Origin of the sequence: Streptomyces sp. R41 (assembly GCF_041053055.1) — a bacterium.
In the GTDB taxonomy this organism is placed as follows: domain Bacteria; phylum Actinomycetota; class Actinomycetes; order Streptomycetales; family Streptomycetaceae; genus Streptomyces.
In genome coordinates, this window is the sequence record NZ_CP163443.1 from 5,261,049 (window position 1) to 5,281,830 (window position 20,782).

Consider the following 20,782-nt stretch of genomic DNA (forward strand, 5'->3'; position numbering starts at 1 on the left):
GGAGAGATGAACGAACAGATGGATGAAAGACGCACCGTCAAGGTGTCGAAGTACCTCTCGAAGCATCTGCGGCACCAGCCCGAGCGGATCGGGCTCACGCTCGGCGAGGGCGGCTGGGTCGAGATCGAGACGCTGATGGCCGCGGCGGCCGCGCACGGATTCCGGTTCACGCGCGAGGAGCTCGATCATGTAGTGGCGCACAACGACAAGCGGCGCTTCGCGATCGAGGGGACCCGGATCCGCGCAAGCCAGGGCCACTCCGTCGAGGTCGACCTCGGACTGCCCCCGGCGACCCCGCCCGCGTACCTCTACCACGGGACCGTGGCCCGCAACCTGGACGCGATCCGCGCCGAGGGCCTGCGGCCCATGAACCGGCACGACGTGCACCTCTCGCCGGACCGGGAGACCGCGACCCGCGTCGGCGCCCGCCGCGGCCGGCCGGTCGTGCTCTGCGTGGACGCCGCCGCCATGCACCGCGACGGCCATGTCTTCCGGGTCAGCGCGAACGGAGTCTGGCTCACCCAGGCCGTACCCCCGCAGTACCTGCGGTTTCCCTCGGCGCACTGACCGGGCAGGCAAGAGGGGGTGATCACAGGCAGGCAGCGCGGGTGATCACGCGGTGGCCGCGACCACTCCGCGGCTCCCCTTACGCTCGATGCATGAGTCTGCGTCTGAGCACCGTGATCCTGCCGTACGTCCGCTGGCACGAGGGCGGGCGTTCCGCCTGGCAGCGTGCGGAGCAGCTCGGCTTCCACACCGCGTTCACGTACGACCATCTGTCGTGGCGGACCTTCCGCGACGGCCCCTGGTTCGGGGCGGTCCCGACGCTGACCGCCGCGGCCACCGTCACCGAGCGCCTCCGCCTCGGCACGCTCGTGACCTCGCCGAACTTCCGGCACCCGGTGACCCTCGCCAAGGAACTGATCTCCCTCGACGACGTCTCGAACGGCCGGATCACCCTGGGCATCGGCGCGGGCGGCACCGGCTTCGACGCCACCGCGCTCGGCCAGGACCCATGGACCCCGCGCGAGCGCGCCAACCGCTTCGGCGAGTTCGTGCCGCTGCTCGACCGGCTGCTCACCGAGGACTCCGTTTCGTACGGCGGTGACTACTACTCGGCGCACGAGGCGCGCAACATCCCTGGCTGTGTCCAGCGCCCCCGGCTGCCATTCGCGGTGGCCGCCACCGGTCCGCGTGGACTGAAGCTCGCAGCTCAGTACGGGCAGGCGTGGGTGACGACCGGCGACCCGAAGCTGTACGAAACGGGCACCCCCGCCCAGTCGGTTCAGGCCATTCGCGAGCAGGCCGACAAGCTGGCCGACGCATGCGCCGCGATCGGCCGGGACGCGAACGAGCTCGACAAGATCCTGCTCACCGGCTTCACCCCGGACCGCGGCCGTCCGCTGGAGTCCCTGGACGCATTCGTTGATTTCGCGGGCAGGCACGCGGAGCTGGGCTTCACCGACATCGTGATCCACTGGCCGATCCCCGACTCGGATTTCGCGGCCGATGTGAAGGTCTTCGAGCGCATCGCCATGGATGCGTTGGCACAGCTGCCTTGAGATACGGCACGGCTCACCCGAGATCCGGTACAGCTGTCCTGAGCCCATGGCCGAGCCGTCCTGAGTGTTCGGCCCAGCAGTCTCTGGTTCGACGGGGTGTAACGGTGCTGGTGAGGACGGTAACCACTCAAGTGTGCGGACCGCCGCACGGCCGTGCGCGCATATGCGGGAGAATGGGCCCGTGACCTCAGCGACTCGACGGCCCGAGACCCCGGCCTCCACCGTTCCGCCGCGGCTGATCGCCACGGATCTCGACGGCACCCTGTTGCGCGACGACAAGTCGGTGTCCGAGCGCACGATCGCCGCGCTCGCCGCCGCCGAGGAGGCGGGCGTCGAGGTCTTCTTCGTCACCGGCCGCCCGGCCCGCTGGATGGACGTCGTCAGCGACCATGTCCACGGGCACGGCCTGGCGATCTGCGGCAACGGCGCCGCCGTGGTCGACCTGCACGGCGGCCCCGGCGCCCACCGCTTCGTCAAGATCCGGGAGTTGGCGCCCGACATCGCGCTCCGCGTCGTCCAATCGCTGCGCGCCGCCGCACCCGGCACCGTGTGCGCCGTCGAACGGACGTACGGCCTGCATCTCGAACCGGGCTACCCCTCGCTGCACATGGAGCCCCCGGAGACCGTCGCGCCCGCCGAGAAGCTCCTCTCCGAGGACGCCCTGGACGCCGATCAGCCGGTGCTCAAGGTGCTCGCGTACCACCCCGAGATGGACCCGGACGACTTCCTCACCGTCGCCCGTCACGCCATCCTCGACCGGGCCAACGTCACCCGCTCCAGCCCCAGCGCGCTCCTTGAGATCAGCGGCCCCGGCGTCTCCAAGGCCAGCACCCTCGCACTGTGCTGCGCCGAACGCGGCATCTCCCACGAGGAGGTCGTCGCCTTCGGTGACATGCCGAACGACGTCGAGATGCTCACCTGGGCCGGCCAGTCGTACGCCATGGGCAACGCCCACCCCGAGGTGATCGCGGCGGCCTCCGGGCGCACGGTCGCCAACAACGACGACGGGGTGGCGGTCGTGATCGAGCGGATACTCGCGGAGCGGTTGTAGGAGCAGGGGCTGCCGGGTGCTTGTACGGGAGTAGCTGCCGCTGGTGCTCGTGCAGGAGTGCCTGCTGGGGTGCTGGTGCGGAAGGCGGTGCTTGTAAGAGGCGGTCTCCAGGAACGTAGGGGGCGGTCTCCAGGAGCGCGCCTCTTACTGGGCGACCCCGCCCACCGACCGCTGGACGTCCACCCTGTGCTCCGCGGGCCATAGCACAGGGTCCAGGGGCTGCCCGCGAGCAGAATCTCCGCGGTGTATGGGAGGTCGCCGCCCTGCCGGTACTGTTCGCGCGCGATCCGGCCCAGGTCCTCGCGCCGTGCCACGACCTCCCGCCGCTCACGCGCGAGGAGTTGCTCGGCCCGCCGCGCCTTGGTCCGCTGCGCCTCGGCCTCCCGCCGTCCCGCCTCGTACTGCCGCGTCGCCACGGAGACGTCCGCGTACAGCCGCCCTACTGGGCGCCGATGCCGGGGTCCTCGCCACGGCCGCGGTGGGCCGGGCCGCGAGGACGCGAGCGCGCACAACAGCACCGATACGAGCAGCGGACGGCGGCGGGATGAGCGCATGACGGCGATCGTGTCGCGCGCCGTCGGGCACGGTCTTGTTCATGTCGTACCCCTGGGGACCGGTGGCCATGGATGGGTCACTCGGCTGGGCCGAACAGGTGCCTGGCCTCGGCGCGTCGGCCACGCCACTCGGCGGACTTGGGGGACCCGCGCGACTTGGGCAATTTGGGCGACTCGGGGACCCCAGGGACTCAGTGGGGCGCCTGCCACACCACCGTCGTGCCGCCGCCGATCCCCGGCCCGTACCAGCTGTCGCCGCCCAGGGACTCGGCGCGCCGCTTGAGGTTCCGCAGACCGCTGCGCCGGCCGCCGTCGGGGATGCCGACGCCGTCGTCCGCGACAGTGAGCCGTACGGCCTGCCGCCCGTCCGGCAGTTGGACGGTCGCGTCGACGACGACGTCGATGCGGGAGGCCCCTGAGTGCCGGAAGGCATTGGAGAGGGCCTCGCGCAGGGCGGCGATGAGGTTCTTGCCGGCGAGTTCGCCGACCACCGTGTCGACGGGGCCGATGAAGCGGTGGCCCGGCTTGAAACCGAGAGGTACTGCGGCCATGTTGATCTCGCGCAGCACGCGAGTGCGCAGCCCGGACGGCACTTCGGCGGGGCCCTGGCGGAGCGCGAAGATGGCGGTGCGGATCTCCTGGATGGTGACGTCGAGTTCGTCGACCGCCTTGCCGACGCCCTCCTGAACCTCGGGCACGACCGACCGCCGCTGCGCGCTCTCCAGCAGCATTCCCGTCGCGAACAGCCGCTGGATGACGAGGTCGTGCAGGTCACGGGCGATCCGGTCGCGGTCCTCGTACACCGCGAGCCGCTCCCGGTCCCGTTGGGCCTCGGCCATCATCAGCGCGAGCGCGGCCTGGGAGGCGAACTGCGCGGCCAGGGTGCGCTCGGCCTCCGTGAACGAACGCTCTCCTTGGGCGCGCGGCAGGACGAGGGCTCCGAGCAGTCGGCCGTCGCTCTGCAGCGGCAGCATCATGACCGGCCCGTAGTCGCGCGCGAGATCTGTGAGCATGCGCGCGTCGGTGGTCGCGTCCTCGACGAACACCGGCTCTCCGTCGAGGAGTTCGGCGACGACCTCGCTCTCCGGCGGGATCACGAAGCCGAGCGCCTTCGACCGGCGTTCCGATGCGACGGCGACGATCTCCAGGCCGCCCTCCTCCGCGGGAAGCAGCACGATCCCGGCCGCTGAGCCGGAGAGCCGACGGGCCTGTTCGGCGACAACCTGAAGGGCGTCCTCGGCATCGCTGCCCGACAACAGCGCCCTCGTGACGGCCACCGAGCCGTCGATCCAGCGCTCGCGCTGGTGGGCGGCCTCGTACAGGCGGGCGTTGCCGATGGCGATACCCGCCTCCGCTGCCAGCACCCGGACCATGTTGAGGTCGTCGTCGTTGAACGGGCCGCCGCCGCGCTTCTCGGTCAGGTAGAGATTCCCGAAGATCTCCCCATGCACCCGGATCGGAACCCCGAGGAAGCTCCGCATCGGCGGATGGTGCTCGGGGAATCCGCAGGAGCGCGGATCGTCGGCCACGTTCGCGAGCTGCACCGGCTCCGGATCGTGGATGAGCGCCCCGAGCAGACCCTTGTGCCCGTCGGGCAGCCGCCCGATCAGCCGGGCGGTCCCCTCGTCGACCCCGTGGTAGACCAGGTCTGCTATGCCCTTCCCGTCCTCCGCCACGACCCCGACGGCCGCGTACCGGGCGTCTGCCAGCTCGGCCGCCGTCTCGCAGATCCGGTTCAGCGTGGAGTGCAGTTCCAGCCCCGTCCCGACCGACCGCATCGCCTCCAGCAGCTGCGGCACCCGCGCGGTCACCTCGGTGGACAGCCCGTGCAGGCCCCGGGTCGTCCGAGTCGCCGCGTCCGGACTGCCGACCGGGTCGGGCGAGGCAGGAGCTACTGACATGCCTTGAGCGTAGTTAGTCCTATTTGCCAGGGAAAGTCGGACTATGCAGCCTGGACCAGCAGATCCCCCGCCGCCTCACGCTCCACCATCTCCCGCAGCGGACCTGCGACAGCCGCCAGCTCCGCGTACGCGCCTCGCTGGACCACACGCCCCTGCGCGAGCACGATCACCTCGTCCACCGCGTCGAGCCCGGCCAGCCGGTGCGTGATCAGCAGCGTCGTACGGCCCTCGGTCGCGGCCAGCAGATCCTCCGTGAGGGCGTCGGCCGTCGGCAGGTCGAGGTGTTCCGCGGGCTCGTCGAGGACGAGGACGGGGAAGTCGGCGAGCAATGCCCGGGCCAGTGCGAGCCGCTGGCGCTGGCCGCCGGACAGCCGGGCCCCGTGCTCCCCGATCAGCGTGTCGAGCCCGTCGGGCAGCCCGTCCGCCCAGTCGAGGAGCCGGGCCCGCGCGAGCGCGTCGCGCAGCTCGGCCTCGGGCGCCTCCTTCCGGGCCAGCAGCAGGTTCTCGCGGACCGTGCTGTCGAAGAGGTGGGCGTCCTGGGCGCAGAGCCCGACCAGGCGGCGTACGGCGTCTCCGTCCATCGCGTACGCGTCCACACCGCCCAGCGTGTACGACCCGGCGCCCGCGTCCAGGAATCGCAGCAGCACCTGTGCCAGCGTGGTCTTGCCGGACCCGGAGGCGCCGACGACGGCGATCCTGCGGCCCTGTTCGAGGGTCAGGTCGAGCCCGGCGAGCGCGTCCCGGTCCTGTCCGGTGTGACGGGCCCGGAGCCCTTGCACACGCAGCGGGAACGGCGAGGCGGGGGCCGACTGCGGAAACTCCGGTTCGCGTACGGGATCGGGGGCGTCCAGCACCTCGTACACGCGCTCCGCGCTCTTGCGCACCCGCTGCCGGTACTGCACGGCGAGTGGCAGCCCCATGACGGCCTCGAACGCGGCCAGCGGGGTGAGGACCACGACGGCCATCGCCACGCCGCCCAGCCGTCCCGCGGCGACCGCCTGGGCGCCCACGAGGGCGGTGGCCGCGACGGTCAGCCCGGACGCGAGTGCCGTGAGCCCGTCGCCGAGCGCGGTCGCGGTGGCGGCCCGGGAGGCGATGCGGGTGAGTACCGTGTCGGCCCGCCGTGTCTCGGCGGTACGGGCGGGCAGGGCGCCCGCGACGGTCAACTCGGCCGTTCCCGTGAGCAGGTCGGTCACCCGGGTCGCCAGGACGCCGCGCGCGGGAGCCAGCCGCCGCTCGGCGCGGCGCGCCACGGCGCCGGTGACGAGCGGGACGCCGACCCCGGCCGCCAGCAGTCCGGCGGCGAGTGCGGCACCGGCCTCGGGCAGCAGCCAGGCCGTGAAGCCGACGGAGGCGGCGGACACCACGACCGCGGCACCCGCGGGCAGCAGCCACCGCAGCCAGTAGTCCTGCATCGCGTCCACGTCGGCGACGAGCCGCGACAGCAGATCGCCGCGCCGGGTCGTCCGCAGCCCCGCGGGCGCGAGGCGTTCGAGGCGCCGGTACACGGCGACCCGGGCGTCGGCCAGCATCCGCAGCACCGCGTCGTGCGACACGAGCCGCTCCGCGTACCGGAACACGGCCCGGCCGATCCCGAACGCCCGCGTGGCCGTCACGGCCACCATCAGATACAGCACCGGCGGCTGCTGGGACGCCCGCGAAATGAGCCACCCGGAGGTGGCCATCAGGCCGACGGCACTGCCGAGCGCGAGGCTGCCGAGGAGCAGAGCGAGCGCGAGCGGCCCGCGCCGGGGAGCAGCCATGGCCCGGACTCGGGCGAGCACGCCGCCGCGCTGCCGCGGAGCCGGAGGAGGCTCTTCCCCCTCGGTCAGGGGCACGCCTTCCGGCTCGGCCGACGGCCGGAGCGGCTGGGTGGGGCCGGGTTCGGAAGGGCTGGACACCTCGTCGGGCACCCTGAGTTCCAGTCGCACCACCCGGTCCGCCACCCCCAGCAACGCCGGCCGGTGCACCACCAGCAGCACCGTCCGCCCCACGGCGAGCCGCCGTACCGCCTCCACGACCTCCGCCTCCGTCGCTCCGTCCAACGAGGCCGTCGGCTCGTCGAGGAGCATCACGGGCCGGTCCGCGAGGAACGCCCGGGCGAGGGCGAGGCGTTGGCGCTGGCCGGCCGACAGCCCGGCACCGTCCTCGCCGAGGACCGTGTCGACCCCGTCGGGCAGCGCGTCGACGAAGCCGGCCGCACCCGCGTCGACGAGCGCCCGGCGCAGCGCCGCGTCGTCCGCGTCGGGCCGCGCCAGCCGTACGTTCTCGGCGATGGACCCGGCGTAGAGGTGGGGTCGCTGCGGCACCCAGGCCACCTGTGAGCGCCACTCCGCCAGGTCGGCCTCGGCAAGATCGACTCCCCCGACCCGTACGCGGCCCGCGGCGGGCTTCACGAAACCCAGCAGGACGTTCAGCAGGGTCGACTTGCCCACGCCGCTCGGCCCGACCAGCGCCACCGTCTCACCGGGCTCGACCGCGAAGGAGACGTCCGAGACCGCGGCACCGGAGCGCCCCGGGTACCGCACGCTCACACCCTCGAAGCCGATCTTCCCCGTCGGCGCGTGCAGCGAGCCGGAGGTCGGCACCGGGGCTTCCAGCACGGAGAAGATTTCCTCGGCCGCCGCGAGCCCCTCGGCGGCGGCGTGATACTGCGCCCCCACCTGCCGCAGCGGCAGATACGCCTCGGGCGCGAGGACGAGGATGACGAGCCCCACGTACAGATCCATCTCGCCGTGCACGAGCCGCATCCCGATGGTCACCGCGACCAGCGCGACCGAGATGGTGGCGAGCAGTTCCAGCGCGAAGGAGGACAGGAAGGCGATCCGCAGCGTCCGCATGGTCGCCTGCCGGTACTCGCCGGTGATCTTCCGGATCGACTCGGCCTGCGCCTTGGCCCGCCCGAACACCTTGAGCGTGGGCAGTCCCGCTACGACATCGAGGAAGTGCCCCGAAAGACGGGACAGCAACCGCCACTGCCGGTCCATCTGGGTCCGCGTGGCCCAGCCGATCAGAATCATGAAGAGCGGGATCAACGGCAGCGTGCCGACGATGATCGCCGCCGACACCCAGTCCTCGGTGACGACCCGGGCGAGGACGGCCACCGGAACCACCACCGCGAGCCCCAGCTGGGGCAGATAGCGCGAGAAGTAGTCGTCGAGTGCGTCAACTCCGCGCGTGGCGAGGGACACCAGCGAGCCCGTCCGCTGCCCGCTCAGCCACCCGGGGCCGAGCAGCGCGGCCCGCTCCAGCAGCCGCCCCCGCAACTCCGACTTGACCGCCGCGCTCGCCCGGTGCGCGGCAAGCTCGGTGAGCCAGGAGATGACCGCGCGTCCGATCGCGACCATCGCCAGCAGCACCAGCGGCGTACGGAGTTCGCCGGCCGAAAGACCGTGCTGGAAGGCGCCGACCACGACTTCGGCAATGAGCATCGCCTGAGCAATGACCAGGGCCGCCCCAGCAACCCCTAGCCCAACGATGGCCGCGAGAAAGAGGCGAGTGGCGCGGGCGTACCGAAGCAGACGCGGATCGATCGGTTTCACGTGAAACACACCCTTGACTCATCCGGCGTGTTTCACGTGAAACGACCGTTTCACGTGAAACATGCCCTGCGATTCAGCGGACCTCAGTGCGCAGCGCGCACCCTCGGCCCAGCGGACTCAGTGCGCCACATCCGGGGCGATGTGATGCGTGCCGATCCGCTTGCGGAACACCCAGTACGTCCACGACTGGTACAGCAGAACGATCGGCGTGGCGATCCCCGCGCACCAGGTCATGATCTTCAGGGTGTACGGGCTCGACGACGCGTTGGTGACCGTCAGGCTCCAGTCGTCGTTGAGCGAGGACGGCATGACGTTCGGGAAGAGCGTCAGGAAGAGCATCGCGACAGCGGCCACGATGGTGATCCCGGACAGCGTGAACGCCCAGCCCTCACGGCTGCCGTTGACCGCCACGAGCGCCGCGACCAGCGCGACCACCGCGACGACCAGCGCGACCAGCGACGTGCCGTCGCCGTTTTCGACCTGGGTCCAGAGCAGGAAGATCAGCGCCAACACTGCTGTCGCCAGCCCGAGTTGCAGCGCCAGCTTCCGTGCTCGCTCCCGGATGTCCCCGACGGTCTTGAGCCCGACGAACACCGTCCCATGGAAGGTGAACAGCGTCAGTGTGACCAGGCCGCCGAGGAGCGCGTACGGGTTGAGCAGGTCCCAGACGTTGCCGACGTACTCGAAGTTCTGGTTGATCTTCACTCCGCGCACGATGTTGCCGAAGGCCACACCCCACAGGAATGCCGGGATCAGCGACGTCCAGAAGATCGCGGTCTCCCAGTTGCGCTGCCAGTTCTCCTCGGGCCGCTTCGCCCGGTACTCGAAGGCGACACCGCGCACGATCAGGCAGACCAGGATGATCAGCAGTGGCAGATAGAAGCCGGAGAAGAGCGTGGCGTACCACTCGGGGAAGGCGGCGAAGGTCGCACCGCCCGCCGAGAGCAGCCACACCTCATTGCCGTCCCAGACGGGACCGATCGTGTTGATCAGCACCCGCTTCTCCGTACGGTCCCGGGCCAGCAACTTGGTGAGGATGCCGACTCCGAAGTCGAAGCCCTCCAGGAAGAAGTAGCCGGTCCAGAGGACCGCGATGAGTACGAACCAGACGTCGTGAAGTTCCATGACTCAGCAGCTCCCTGGGCCTAGTAGGAGAAGGCCATCGGCTTGTCGGCGTCACGGGAGTCGCCGCCGATCTTGGTGGGCGGGTTGAGGTCGGCCTCGGTGAGCTCGGGCGGTCCGGCCTTGACGTACTTCACGAGCAGCTTGACCTCGATGACGGCGAGGATCGCGTAGAGCGCCGTGAAGACGATCATCGACGTGAGGACCTCACCCTGCGAGACGCCGGGGGAGACCGCGTGCCGGGTCTGCAGCACGCCGTAGACGACCCACGGCTGGCGGCCCATCTCGGTGAAGATCCAGCCCCAGGAGTTGGCGATCAGCGGGAAGCCAAGGGTCCAGATCGTGATGAGCCAGTACCACTTGGTGAGCTTCGGGCCGAGCGCCTTGTTCTTGAAGAGCACGAGATGCGGCACTTCGTCGTCACCGACCCTCAAGTGCTGCGGCAGCATGAACTTCTTGCGGGTCAGCCAGAGTCCGACCAGGCCGATGGCGAAGGACGCCATGCCGAAGCCGATCATCCAGCGGAATGCCCAGAAGGTGACGGGAATGATGGGCCGGTAGTCGCCGGGACCGAACTTCGCCTGCTCGGCCTTGTTGGTGTCGTTGATGCCGGGGACGTACGAGCTGAAGTCGTCGTCGGCGAGGAACGAGAGTATTCCGGGGATGGACAGCTCGACGGTGTTGTGCCCCTTGCTGACGTCCCCGTACGCGAAGACCGAGAACGGCGCGGAGTCCTGGCCGTCCCACAGCGCCTCGGCGGCGGCCATCTTCATCGGCTGCTGCTTGAACATGACCTTGCCGAGGGTGTCACCGCTGATCGCGGTGAGCAGGCCGGCAATGACGACAGTGACCAGCCCCAGCCGCAGCGAGGTCTTCATCACGGGGATGTGCTTCTTGCGGACCAGGTGGAAGGCGGCGATACCGACCATGAAGGCGCCGCCGGTCAGGAAGGACGCGGAGAGCGTGTGGAACGCCTGGGCCAGGGCGGTGTTCTGGGTCAGCACGTGCCAGAAGTCGGTGAGTTCGGCACGCCCCTTCACCTTGTTGATCTTGTAGCCGACGGGGTGCTGCATCCACGAGTTGGCCGCGAGGATGAAGTACGCCGACAGGACCGTGCCGATCGAGACCATCCAGATGCAGGCCAGGTGGATCTTCTTGGGCAGCTTGTCCCAGCCGAAGATCCACAGGCCGATGAAGGTCGACTCGAAGAAGAAGGCGATCAGGGCCTCGAAGGCGAGCGGGGCACCGAAGATGTCACCGACGAACCGCGAGTAGTCCGACCAGTTCATGCCGAACTGGAACTCCTGCACGATGCCGGTGACCACACCCATCGCGATGTTGATCAGGAAGAGCTTGCCCCAGAACTTGGTGGCCCTGAGGTACTTCTCCTTCTCCGTGCGCACCCAGGCCGTCTGCAGGCCGGCGGTGAGCGCGGCGAGCGAGATCGTCAGGGGGACGAAGAGGAAGTGGTAGACGGTGGTGATACCGAACTGCCATCGCGCCAGAGTCTCCGGCGCCAAAGCCAATTCCACGTCGTCAGTCTCCTTACGTCGCCGTGGTACAGCGGCAGTTTGCCCCCTTTGTCACGTACATCACGGGAGCAACCGGGACACGTTTGTGAACGCGTTCACATTCACAAGCAATTATGACGCATGGCCGTTCGAGGGTTGACGGGCGGGGGTGCCTAAGCGTGGCCCGACGGGTCCCGGGCGCGACTGTCTCCAGAGAGAGACCGGGCGAACCCCTTGGCAAGAACTTCAACATCTTGTTGAATTCGCGGCATGCAGATACGGATCTCCTGGCCCGCGGGGCATCTCACCGCGACCCTCGACGACACCCCGACCGCCCAGGCCCTCGCCAAGGCGCTGCCGCTCGCCTCCACCGCCCGCACCTGGGGCGAGGAGGTCTACTTCGACACGGGCGTCTCCGTCGCCCTCGAGGAGAGCGCCCAACAGGTCGTCGAGTCCGGCACAGTGGCCTTCTGGACCGACGGCGACGCCCTCGCGCTCCCCTACGGACCCACACCGATCTCGCGGGGCGACGAGTGCCGCCTCGCCAGCCCGTGCAACGTCCTCGGCCACCTCGACGGGGACCCCCGCACGCTCGCCACCGTGCGGGACGGCGACCCGGTACGCGTAGAACTCGTGGCGGACTAGAGCTCCTTGCGGAACGTCTCCGTCGCCTTCAGGAAGATGTCGTTCGCCTCGGTCTCGCCGATCGTCACCCGGACGCCCTCGCCGGCGAAGGGGCGTACGACGACCCCGGCCTGCTCGCAGTGGGCGGCGAAGTCGAGCGTGCGCTCCCCCAGTCGCAGCCACACGAAGTTGGCCTGCGTCTCGGGCACCGTCCAGCCCTGACCGTGCAGCGTCTCGACCACGCGCTGGCGCTCGCAGACCAGCGAGCCGACCCGGCCGAGCAGCTCGTCCTCGGCGCGCAGGCTCGCGACCGCGGCGTCCTGGGCCAGCTGGCTCACGCCGAAGGGCACCGCCGTCTTGCGCAGCGCGGCGGCGATCGGCTCATGGGCGATCGCGAAGCCGACGCGGAGACCGGCGAGCCCATACGCCTTGGAGAAGGTGCGCAGCACGCAGACGTTGGGCCGGTCGCGGTAGATCGCCACGCCGTCCGGCACCTCGACGTCACGGATGAACTCGCGGTACGCCTCGTCCAGCACGACCAGCACATCACTGGGCACTCGGTCGAGGAAGCGCTCCAGCTCGGCCCGGCGCACCACGGTGCCCGTCGGGTTGTTGGGGTTGCAGACGAAGATCAGCCGGGTCCGGTCGGTGATCGCGTCCGCCATCGCGTCGAGGTCGTGCACCTCGCCCGGCGTCAGCGGCACCTTCACCGAGGTCGCCCCGCTGATCTGCGTGATGATCGGGTACGCCTCGAAGGACCGCCAGGCGTAGATGACCTCGTCGCCGGGGCCGCTCGTGGCCTGCAGCAGCTGCTGGGCGACCCCGACCGAGCCGGTGCCGGTCGCCAGATGTGCGAGGGGGACGCCGAAACGGTCCGACAGCTCGCTCATCAGCCCGGTGCACGCCATGTCCGGGTAGCGGTTGAAGGATCCGGTCGCGGCGGTCACGCTCTCGATCACACCGGGCAGCGGCGGATACGGGTTCTCGTTGGAGGACAACTTGTACGCCACCGGACCGGCGGCCGCGGCAGGCTTGCCGGGCTTGTAGGTGGGGATACCCTCCAGCTCGGCACGCAGCTTGGGGCTCGTCTCGCTCACCGCAGTCCTCCTCGTGACCACCAGCGGCTCATGACCACCACCGGCTACCAATGCTTCTCACCTTATGAGGATTCGGCGCCGCTGCGAATGGCCTGTGGACAACCGAACGGCAACCGGGCCGATACCGGCCGCGCCCCAGCGATCACTCACGTGCGGCCCGGCGGTGATCCTCGTACGTCCCGGTGATCATCCTCGTACCGCCCGACGGTCATCCTCGTACGAAGGCGTACGAATTGGGGGGCGCGCCATCCGGCCGCGCACGCGCCGGTGGCTCACGCCGTAGCGCGCATCCCTCGTGAAGGTGAGTTGAGACCTCTTCGAAACATGGCCCACTTGGCAGGCCCATGCGTGCCGACAAGTCACGTACTACCGTAGAATCCTTCAACTGCCTTTATTTCCAAGGACGTTGACCGTCTTCGACCATGCAGAAACGTGCCTGTCAACGAGTGCATATGCGTCCGCACTACCCCACCGCATGAGCCCTACTATCGGCTCGCCATGACAGCAGCAGGGAAGCACCAGGTGAGCCGGGCGGAGACCTCCCGCCGAGGCGGTCGACCGGGCCGGGCGGGTATCAGAGACGTGGCTGCGGCCGCAGGGGTCTCCATCACGACTGTGTCAGATGCCCTCAACGGCAAGGGCCGGCTCCCGGACGCCACCCGACGCCACGTCCGCGAGGTCGCCGACCGACTGGGTTATCGCCCGTCGGCCGCGGCCCGAACCCTCCGTACCGGCAAGTCGGGCCTCATCGGCCTGACCGTGACGACGTACGGGGATGAACCTTTCACCTTCACGGAGTTCGCGTACTTCGCGGAGATGGCCAGAGCCGCCACTTCGGCCGCGCTCGCCCGGGGCTACGCCCTGGTCATCCTCCCCGCGACCTCGCGCCACGACGTGTGGTCGAACGTCGCCCTGGACGGAACCGTGGTCATCGACCCGTCCGACCAGGACCCGGTCGTCAGCGAGCTGGTCCGGCAGGGATTACCGGTCGTCTCCGACGGCCGCCCGGCCGGCTCGCTCCCGGTCACCGCCTGGGTGGACAACGACCACGAGGCCGCGGTCCTGGGCATCCTCGACCACCTGGCCGCCGCCGGCGCCCGCCGGATCGGCCTCCTCACCGGCACCACCACCGACACGTACACCCACCTCTCCACCACCGCATACCTGCGCTGGTGCGAACGAGTGGGCCAGGATCCGGTGTACGAGGCCTACCCCGCGCACGATCCGTGCGCGGGAGCCGTCGCCGCCGACCGGCTCCTCGCCCGGCCAGACCGCCCTGACGCCGTCTACGGTCTCTTCGACCCGAACGGCACCGACCTGCTCGCCGCGGCCCGGCGCTACGGCCTGCGCGTACCGGACGACCTGCTGCTGGTCTGCTGCAGCGAGTCCACCGTCTACGCCAACACCGAGCCGCCCATCACGACGCTCTCCCTCAAACCGCGCAGGATCGGCACAGCCGTGGTCCAGCTCCTCATCGACGCCATCGAGGGGGTCGAATCGGACCAACCGGTCGAGCAGGTGATACCGACGGAGCTGATCGTGCGGACGTCTTCCGAACGCCGTCCGCCCCGTACGACAGTCAGCCCGCCCCGATCACCCGAGGAGGGTTGACGCCCGGTGCAGAAAGGGCGGGGAAAGCCCCGCCCAATTCGGGCGAAAACCGCGGTGAACCGGTCTCCTCCTCCGATTCACCACCCCTGGGTCATCACATGGCGCGATCCGCATTCCTATGATGGGCGCACGACACCGCGGGCCGCTGCGACCAGGCAGTCCGATCCGGTGCAGATGCGGCGCGATGGTGGTGGAGGGGTCGATGACTCAGGGGGCCGGTCAGGGACCCGAGGCGGTGCGGACGGCGACGTTGCGCGACTTCCGGGTGCCCGCGTACGTCCATGAGACCGGTCCGTATGCGCAGAGCACGCCCCCCGGTGGGGGCACCAGACCCGCCGAGGAGTCCCCTGCCTACTCGGCGGACTCTTCGGAGGCGTACACCCCCACCCAGCGCGATCTGCCCGTCATCAACCGGGGTGACACGCTTCAGGTCGCTGTTGACCCCGCCGCCGTGGCCGCCCCGCAGCCGATCGACGGGCCCGGTCCGCTGTACGTCGTCGGTGACGTGCACGGCTATCTCGACCAGCTGGTCGCCGCGCTCCAGGAGCAGGGCCTCATCGACGCCGCGGGCAACTGGTCCGCCGGGACCGCGCGTCTGTGGTTCCTCGGCGACTTCACCGACCGCGGCCCGGACGGCATCGGCGTGATCGACCTCGTGATGCGGCTGTCCGCCGAGGCTGCCGCGGCCGGCGGCTACTGCAAGGCGCTCATGGGCAACCACGAGCTGCTCCTGCTCGGCGCCAAGCGATTCGGCGACACCCCCGTCAACTCCGGGGCGGGCACCGCCACCTTCCAGGCGGCCTGGCTTCTCAACGGCGGCCAGAAGACCGACATGGACCGCCTGCAGGACCACCACTTGCAGTGGATGGCCCGCCTCGACGCCATGGAACTGGTCGACGGACACCTCCTGGTGCACTCCGACACCACCGCCTACCTCGACTACGGCGACTCCATCGAAGCGGTCAACGACACCGTCCGCGAGACACTCACCCGCAACGACGCGGACGAGTGCTGGGACCTCTTTCGCAAGTTCACCAAGCGCTTCGCCTTCCGCGACGACGGGGGCGCCGAGGCCGTCCGCGAACTGCTGGGAGCGTACGGCGGCGCCCGCATCGTCCATGGTCACAGCCCCATTCCGTATCTCCTGGGGGAGGTCGGCTCGGAGGACGACGAGGACGGCGCGGGCCCGGTGGTCGAGGGGCCGCATCTGTACGCCGACGGGCTGGCCATCGCGATGGACGGCGGCGTGACCATGGCCGGAAAGCTGCTGGTCCAGCAATTGCCCCTGGATACCTGAGCGTTCATCGGGCAGGCGTCCCCCACGGAGGACTGCGCTGGCCAGGGGGCAATTTCTGGAAACCCCCTGTCACGGCGTGCCGTCACCGCTCTACCATCGGCTTATCCGTAGCAGGCTCCCCTCCGTTTCTGCCCGACGGCTCGTCAGCGTGCGAGCCACCAGCCCTACGGAGCATCGGGGGATGCACATGAACAGCGTTCCGCAGCACCTGCTGAGCGAGGACCGCCAGGAATACGAGCGGATCCTCGATGAGGCGCTGCGCTCCGCACCACACCGTCCGGAACTCGCCGCTGTCGGCCAGCGGCTCAACCCCGAACAACTGCGCACCATGGCGCTCAACGCCACCGCACTCATCACGGCGGCCGCGGCGAGCGAATACCAGCATTATGTGAGGGTCCGCGAGGAGCTGCGCCAGCCGGCGCCGTCCACCCCGGTCGTGAGCGAGGAAGCCGGCTCCGCGGAGCCGGGCGCGACCGCGATGGGGCTCGCCGCCACCGTGGGGGAGGTGTCCGAGACCGCCGGGGCCGGCGCCATCGCCGTCGTCGCGGTGCTCGCCCCCGTCCTCGCCGGGACAGCGGCGGCGATCTTCCTGCTCGTGGGGTACCTCCTGAAGATGCTCGACCCCGAGCAGACGTTCGCCAAGACCCTCCTCACCACCGGATGGGTCTTCGGCGCGGTCACGGCGGCCGCGATTCTGGTCGCCGCGGTCGGGCTGCTGCTGACCGCACTGCGCAACAGTTCCTCCTCGCTCCAGGCCGGAGCGCGCGGCGAGCTGAACGAGCAGGTGGCCCGGGCCAGGGAAGCCTGGCGCGAGGCCCTGCTGGAACGCGGCATCCTGCCGTTCCTCCGGGAGGCCCTCGCCGATCCGGGCTCCGCGGCACTGGGCCGTCCGGCACCGGCGCCCAGCCGCATCCCGCAACTCGGCTACAACCGACCGGGGTTCAGCAGCCCTGACGGCGGACCCGCGGCCGGCCCGCGCCCGAGCTTCTCCAGCCCGGACTTCACGAGCCCGGACTTCGGAGGGCCCGAGCACCAGCCGGAGTGACGCCCGGGCCGACCGGGTGCTTCATGTCCGGGGGCGACGGCCTGATGCGGAAAGGAAACCGGGGCCCGCGCTGATGGGGCGCGGGCCCGAACCGGTGGGTGGTGTACGCCCGTACGCTCTCCGGCAGGGCGCGTCCGAACGCCCCCCTGGCCGGGCTCCGTCCGCCGATGCCCGGCCCGACAGGGCCCCGTGTCGGGTCCGGCCGCGCCAGCAGGGCCCGGTCAGATGATGCCGAGCTGGCGGGCCGCGGTCATCCAGGCCGGGAACTCGGACAGCAGCCGGTCGTAAAGCTCCGGGTCCGGGATGCTGCTGATGTCGTCGACGGCGAAGAAGCCGACGTTGTCGACGCGTCGGCCCGGCAGCGTGTCGAACCGCTCCAGCACGCCGTAGTTGGACCGTCCCAGGCCCACGAACTGCCAGAAGATCGGCTCCTCCACCGCCTCCCGCAGCTCCTTCTCGATCTCCTTGTTGCGATAGACACCTCCGTCGGAGAAGAACAGCACCAGGGTGGGATCGGCGGCCGGGTGCTCACGCACATATGTCCGGACCTCGGCGATCACCTTCTGCTCCTCGTTCTGGATCCCGACCGCGCGCATGTCCACCTGCCCCGGCCGCAGGCCCTTCCGCGGCTTCTTGCTCCGACGGAACAGGCTCAGCTCACCGACCCGGACATGGAGCTCCAGCCACTCGGGCAGTTCCCCCAGACCGAGATCCGGCAGCCGGGCCGCATGGGACGCGAACGTCCAGGCCTGCATCACTCCGTCGTCGTCCAACTGCGCGGCCACCGCGGCCATCCGCTCCACCACATCGGCCACGACACCCTTCGAGTACAGGAAGGACATCGACCCGGAGGCATCTAGAACCAGGACGACACGCGCTGTGACCCCCTCCGCCCCGCGCTTTCGCAGACTGACCGCCACCTGCTCCTTGCGCAGGGAGAGCCGCTTGCGCATGTCCACGGGCAACTGCTCCTCGCCCTTGGTGAGGCGAGGCGCGGAGCCTGGGGGCGCCGGCGGAACCTGCGGGGCGGGCGGGGCCACAGGCGGCGCGATGGGCGGGCCCGCGGACGGCACCACCGGTGGGCCCGCGGCGGTCACCGCAGGCGGCACCGCCGACGCGGCACCGGTCCCGGGCGCGGAGCCGGCGGCAGACGCGGAGCCCCCGGCCTCGTCGTCCACGCTGATCCCGAAGTCGGTCGCCAGGCCAGCGAGCCCGGACGCGTAGCCCTGTCCGACCGCGCGGAACTTCCACTGGCCGCCGCGCAGATACAGCTCACCACCGATGAACGCCGTCTCCGTCGTGGCCTCCATCTCGAAGCGCGCGAGCTCCTGCCGCGTCCCGGCGTCGAGCAACGTGAGCGTCAGGCCGGACAGCTCGCCGAAGGTGCCGCCGTCGGCCGAGGCGCACAGGACAACCCGCTCGATGCCCGGCTCCAGGGCGCGCAGGTCCACTCCGACCGTGTCCGTCGTGGCTCCGCCGTCCCGCCGCTTCCCGAGGTGCCGCACGGCCCCGGAGGCATGCTGCGGCTGGTTGTAGAAGACGAAGTCCCCGTCGTCCCGCACCCGTCCACCCGCACCCAGCAGCAGCGCCGAGGCATCGGCGTCCGGCGCACCGGACCCACCGGACCCACCGGACCCACCGGACCCACCGGACCCACCGGACCAGCTCAGCACGACCTGCACGGCCTCGGCGGCCACGGGAAGGTTGGCGCCCTTGCTCATGGATGTCGCTGTCATGCGCCCAGTCTGCCGACAGAACCCGGCCCTGAAGCCGTCCGATGCACATATACGAGCCTCGGACGGCTCCGAACACCACGCACTCGTGCGCGCCTCAGTCCGCCAACGGCAGATAGACCCGGTTGCCCGCCGCCGCGAACTCCTTGGACTTCTGCGCCATACCCTCCTCGATCTCCGCCTGCGAACCGCCGTGCTCACGCCGGATGTCCTGCGAGATCTTCATCGAGCAGAACTTCGGCCCGCACATGGAGCAGAAGTGGGCCGTCTTGGCGGGCTCGGCCGGCAGTGTCTCGTCGTGGAACTCCCGTGCCGTGTCCGGGTCGAGGGCCAGGTTGAACTGGTCCTCCCACCGGAATTCGAAGCGGGCGTCGGACAGCGCGTCGTCCCATTCCTGCGCACCTGGGTGCCCCTTGGCGAGGTCGGCTGCGTGGGCGGCGATCTTGTAGGTGATGACGCCGGTCTTGACGTCGTCACGGTTGGGCAGGCCCAAGTGCTCCTTGGGCGTGACGTAGCAGAGCATGGCCGTGCCCCACCAGGCGATCATCGCGGCACCGATGCCGGAGGTGATGTGGTCGTACGCCGGCGCGACGTCCGTCGTCAGCGGGCCGAGCGTATAGAACGGAGCTTCATCGCAGATCTCCTGCTGAAGGTCGATGTTCTCCTTGATCTTGTGCATCGGGACATGTCCCGGGCCTTCGATCATGGTCTGTACGTTGAAACGCTTGGCGATCGTGTTGAGTTCCCCGAGCGTCCTCAACTCCGCGAACTGGGCGGCGTCGTTGGCGTCCGCGATGGAGCCGGGCCGCAGGCCGTCGCCGAGCGAGTACGTGACGTCGTACGCCGCGAGGATCTCGCAGAGCTCCTCGAAGTTCTCGTACAGGAACGACTCCTTGTGGTGCGCGAGGCACCAGGCCGCCATGATCGAGCCGCCGCGCGAGACGATGCCGGTCTTGCGGTTCGCGGTGAGCGGCACGTACGGCAGGCGTACGCCCGCGTGGACCGTCATGTAGTCCACGCCCTGCTCGGCCTGCTCGATGACCGTGTCCTTGTAGATCTCCCAGGTCAGCTCCTCGGCGCGGCCGTCGACCTTCTCCAGTGCCTGGTAGAGCGGCACCGTGCCGATGGGGACGGGGGAGTTGCGCAGCACCCACTCGCGGGTCGTGTGGATGTTGCGGCCGGTGGACAGGTCCATGACCGTGTCGGCGCCCCAGCGGGTCGCCCAGGTCATCTTCTCGACCTCCTCCTCGATGGAGGACGTCACAGCCGAGTTGCCGATGTTGGCGTTGACCTTCACCAGGAACCGCTTGCCGATGATCATCGGCTCGATTTCCGGGTGGTTCACATTCGCGGGCAGCACCGCACGGCCCGCGGCGATCTCCTCGCGTACGACCTCGGGGTCGACGTTCTCGCGGACCGCCACGAACTCCATCTCGGGCGTGATCTCACCGCGGCGGGCGTACGCGAGCTGCGTCACCGCCTGTCCGGGGCGGCCCCGGCGCGGCTGGCGCGGCCGTCCAGGGAAGACCGCGTCGAGGTTGCGCAGCCCCCCGCGCGGTGAGGTGTGCTTGATCCCGTCGTCCTCGGGGCGGACCGGACGGCCCGCGTACTCCTCGGTGTCGCCGCGAGCGATGATCCAGTTCTCGCGCAGTGGTGCCAGACCCCTGCGTACATCGGTATCGACGGTCGGATCGGTGTACGGGCCGGAGGTGTCGTACAGCGTGACGGACTGCCCGTTGGTGAGGTGCACCTGACGGACCGGCACTCGTAGATCGGGGCGAGAACCGCCGACATACGCCTTGTGCCAGCCGATGGACTTCCCGGCCTCGCCGTTCTCGGTCGGGGCGGATGCCCCACCGTTCTCGGCCGGAGCAAGCGCCCCGTCCGTCTGGCTGGAGGCAGGCGTGCGTACGTCCTTGTTGGTCATGAGACCTACTCCCTACGCCGGCATTACCCGGTAACAGGTTCGGCGGTCGACGCAGCGGCTTCCGTCCGTCGATGTTTCATGTGAAACATCGCTGAGACGAAGGTCAGCGCCCTCTCAGCCCGGTGCTCCGAGCTCCCGCGTGTGCAAAGGTGCCTCCACGCTAGCGTCATATCTGGCGCGCTGAACAGAGGGCCCCCTCCGTTCT

The 20,782-nt window shown here is 69.9% G+C and carries 14 protein-coding genes and 1 riboswitch; of the genes, 7 read left to right on the plus strand and 7 right to left on the minus strand.

Annotation, left to right across the window (positions count from 1 at the left end; genetic code table 11):
- Nucleotides 1-18: 18 nt before the first annotated feature.
- The 3 genes from AB5J53_RS24115 to AB5J53_RS24125 all read left to right on the plus strand — a co-directional run bounded on the left by AB5J53_RS24115 (nt 19) and on the right by AB5J53_RS24125 (nt 2,613).
- Nucleotides 19-567, plus strand: coding sequence for an RNA 2'-phosphotransferase (locus tag AB5J53_RS24115; RefSeq protein WP_369252432.1), 549 nt, complete (start codon nt 19-21; stop codon nt 565-567).
- Nucleotides 568-659: 92 nt separating this feature from the next.
- Complete coding sequence (locus tag AB5J53_RS24120) at nt 660-1,562, plus strand: LLM class flavin-dependent oxidoreductase (RefSeq protein WP_369247735.1); 903 nt, start codon at nt 660-662, stop codon at nt 1,560-1,562.
- Between the two features lie 163 nt (nt 1,563-1,725).
- Nucleotides 1,726-2,613 carry a Cof-type HAD-IIB family hydrolase gene (locus AB5J53_RS24125; RefSeq protein ID WP_369247736.1) on the plus strand — a complete coding sequence of 296 codons (888 nt, stop codon included), beginning with the start codon at nt 1,726-1,728 and terminating at the stop codon, nt 2,611-2,613.
- Nucleotides 2,614-3,358: 745 nt separating this feature from the next.
- Here AB5J53_RS24125 and AB5J53_RS24130 read toward each other — a convergent pair.
- The 4 genes from AB5J53_RS24130 to AB5J53_RS24145 form a co-directional block, all read right to left on the minus strand.
- Nucleotides 3,359-5,068, minus strand: coding sequence for a GAF domain-containing sensor histidine kinase (locus AB5J53_RS24130; protein WP_369247737.1), 1,710 nt, complete (start codon nt 5,066-5,068; stop codon nt 3,359-3,361).
- Nucleotides 5,069-5,109: 41 nt separating this feature from the next.
- A complete protein-coding gene (cydD, locus tag AB5J53_RS24135; RefSeq protein ID WP_369247738.1) occupies nt 5,110-8,610 on the minus strand; it encodes a thiol reductant ABC exporter subunit CydD in 3,501 nt (1,166 codons plus the stop codon).
- 117 nt (nt 8,611-8,727) lie between these two features.
- Entirely contained in the window at nt 8,728-9,735 is a 1,008-nt protein-coding gene (gene cydB / locus AB5J53_RS24140) for a cytochrome d ubiquinol oxidase subunit II (protein ID WP_369247739.1), read from the minus strand.
- A gap of 20 nt (nt 9,736-9,755) precedes the next feature.
- Nucleotides 9,756-11,264 (minus strand): cytochrome ubiquinol oxidase subunit I, encoded by a 1,509-nt coding sequence (locus AB5J53_RS24145; RefSeq protein WP_369247740.1) that lies wholly within the window; start codon nt 11,262-11,264, stop codon nt 9,756-9,758.
- A gap of 249 nt (nt 11,265-11,513) precedes the next feature.
- Here AB5J53_RS24145 and AB5J53_RS24150 point away from each other — a divergent pair, with 249 nt between their 5' ends.
- Complete coding sequence (locus tag AB5J53_RS24150; protein ID WP_369247741.1) at nt 11,514-11,888, plus strand: cyclophilin-like fold protein; 375 nt, start codon at nt 11,514-11,516, stop codon at nt 11,886-11,888.
- On the opposite strand, the gene hisC is transcribed toward AB5J53_RS24150, so the two are convergent.
- On the minus strand, nt 11,885-12,964 hold the full coding sequence (hisC, locus tag AB5J53_RS24155; protein WP_369247742.1) for a histidinol-phosphate transaminase: 1,080 nt from the start codon (nt 12,962-12,964) through the stop codon (nt 11,885-11,887). The genes AB5J53_RS24150 and hisC overlap by 4 nt on opposite strands.
- A gap of 498 nt (nt 12,965-13,462) precedes the next feature.
- On the opposite strand from hisC, the gene AB5J53_RS24160 reads away from it, so the two are divergent.
- From AB5J53_RS24160 to AB5J53_RS24170, 3 genes are all read left to right on the plus strand, one after another.
- Complete coding sequence (locus AB5J53_RS24160; protein WP_369247743.1) at nt 13,463-14,575, plus strand: LacI family DNA-binding transcriptional regulator; 1,113 nt, start codon at nt 13,463-13,465, stop codon at nt 14,573-14,575.
- 202 nt (nt 14,576-14,777) lie between these two features.
- Complete coding sequence (locus AB5J53_RS24165; protein WP_369247744.1) at nt 14,778-15,872, plus strand: metallophosphoesterase; 1,095 nt, start codon at nt 14,778-14,780, stop codon at nt 15,870-15,872.
- A gap of 181 nt (nt 15,873-16,053) precedes the next feature.
- Nucleotides 16,054-16,917, plus strand: a complete 864-nt coding sequence (locus AB5J53_RS24170) for a hypothetical protein (RefSeq protein WP_369247745.1) — start codon at nt 16,054-16,056, stop codon at nt 16,915-16,917.
- 221 nt (nt 16,918-17,138) lie between these two features.
- Here AB5J53_RS24170 and AB5J53_RS24175 read toward each other — a convergent pair whose 3' ends face one another.
- Nucleotides 17,139-18,653, minus strand: coding sequence for a VWA domain-containing protein (locus AB5J53_RS24175; protein WP_369247746.1), 1,515 nt, complete (start codon nt 18,651-18,653; stop codon nt 17,139-17,141).
- Nucleotides 18,654-18,747: 94 nt separating this feature from the next.
- On the minus strand, nt 18,748-20,577 hold the full coding sequence (thiC, locus tag AB5J53_RS24180; RefSeq protein ID WP_369247747.1) for a phosphomethylpyrimidine synthase ThiC: 1,830 nt from the start codon (nt 20,575-20,577) through the stop codon (nt 18,748-18,750).
- Nucleotides 20,570-20,726, minus strand: a riboswitch (TPP riboswitch). It overlaps the preceding gene by 8 nt.
- Between the last annotated feature and the right edge of the window lie 56 nt (nt 20,727-20,782).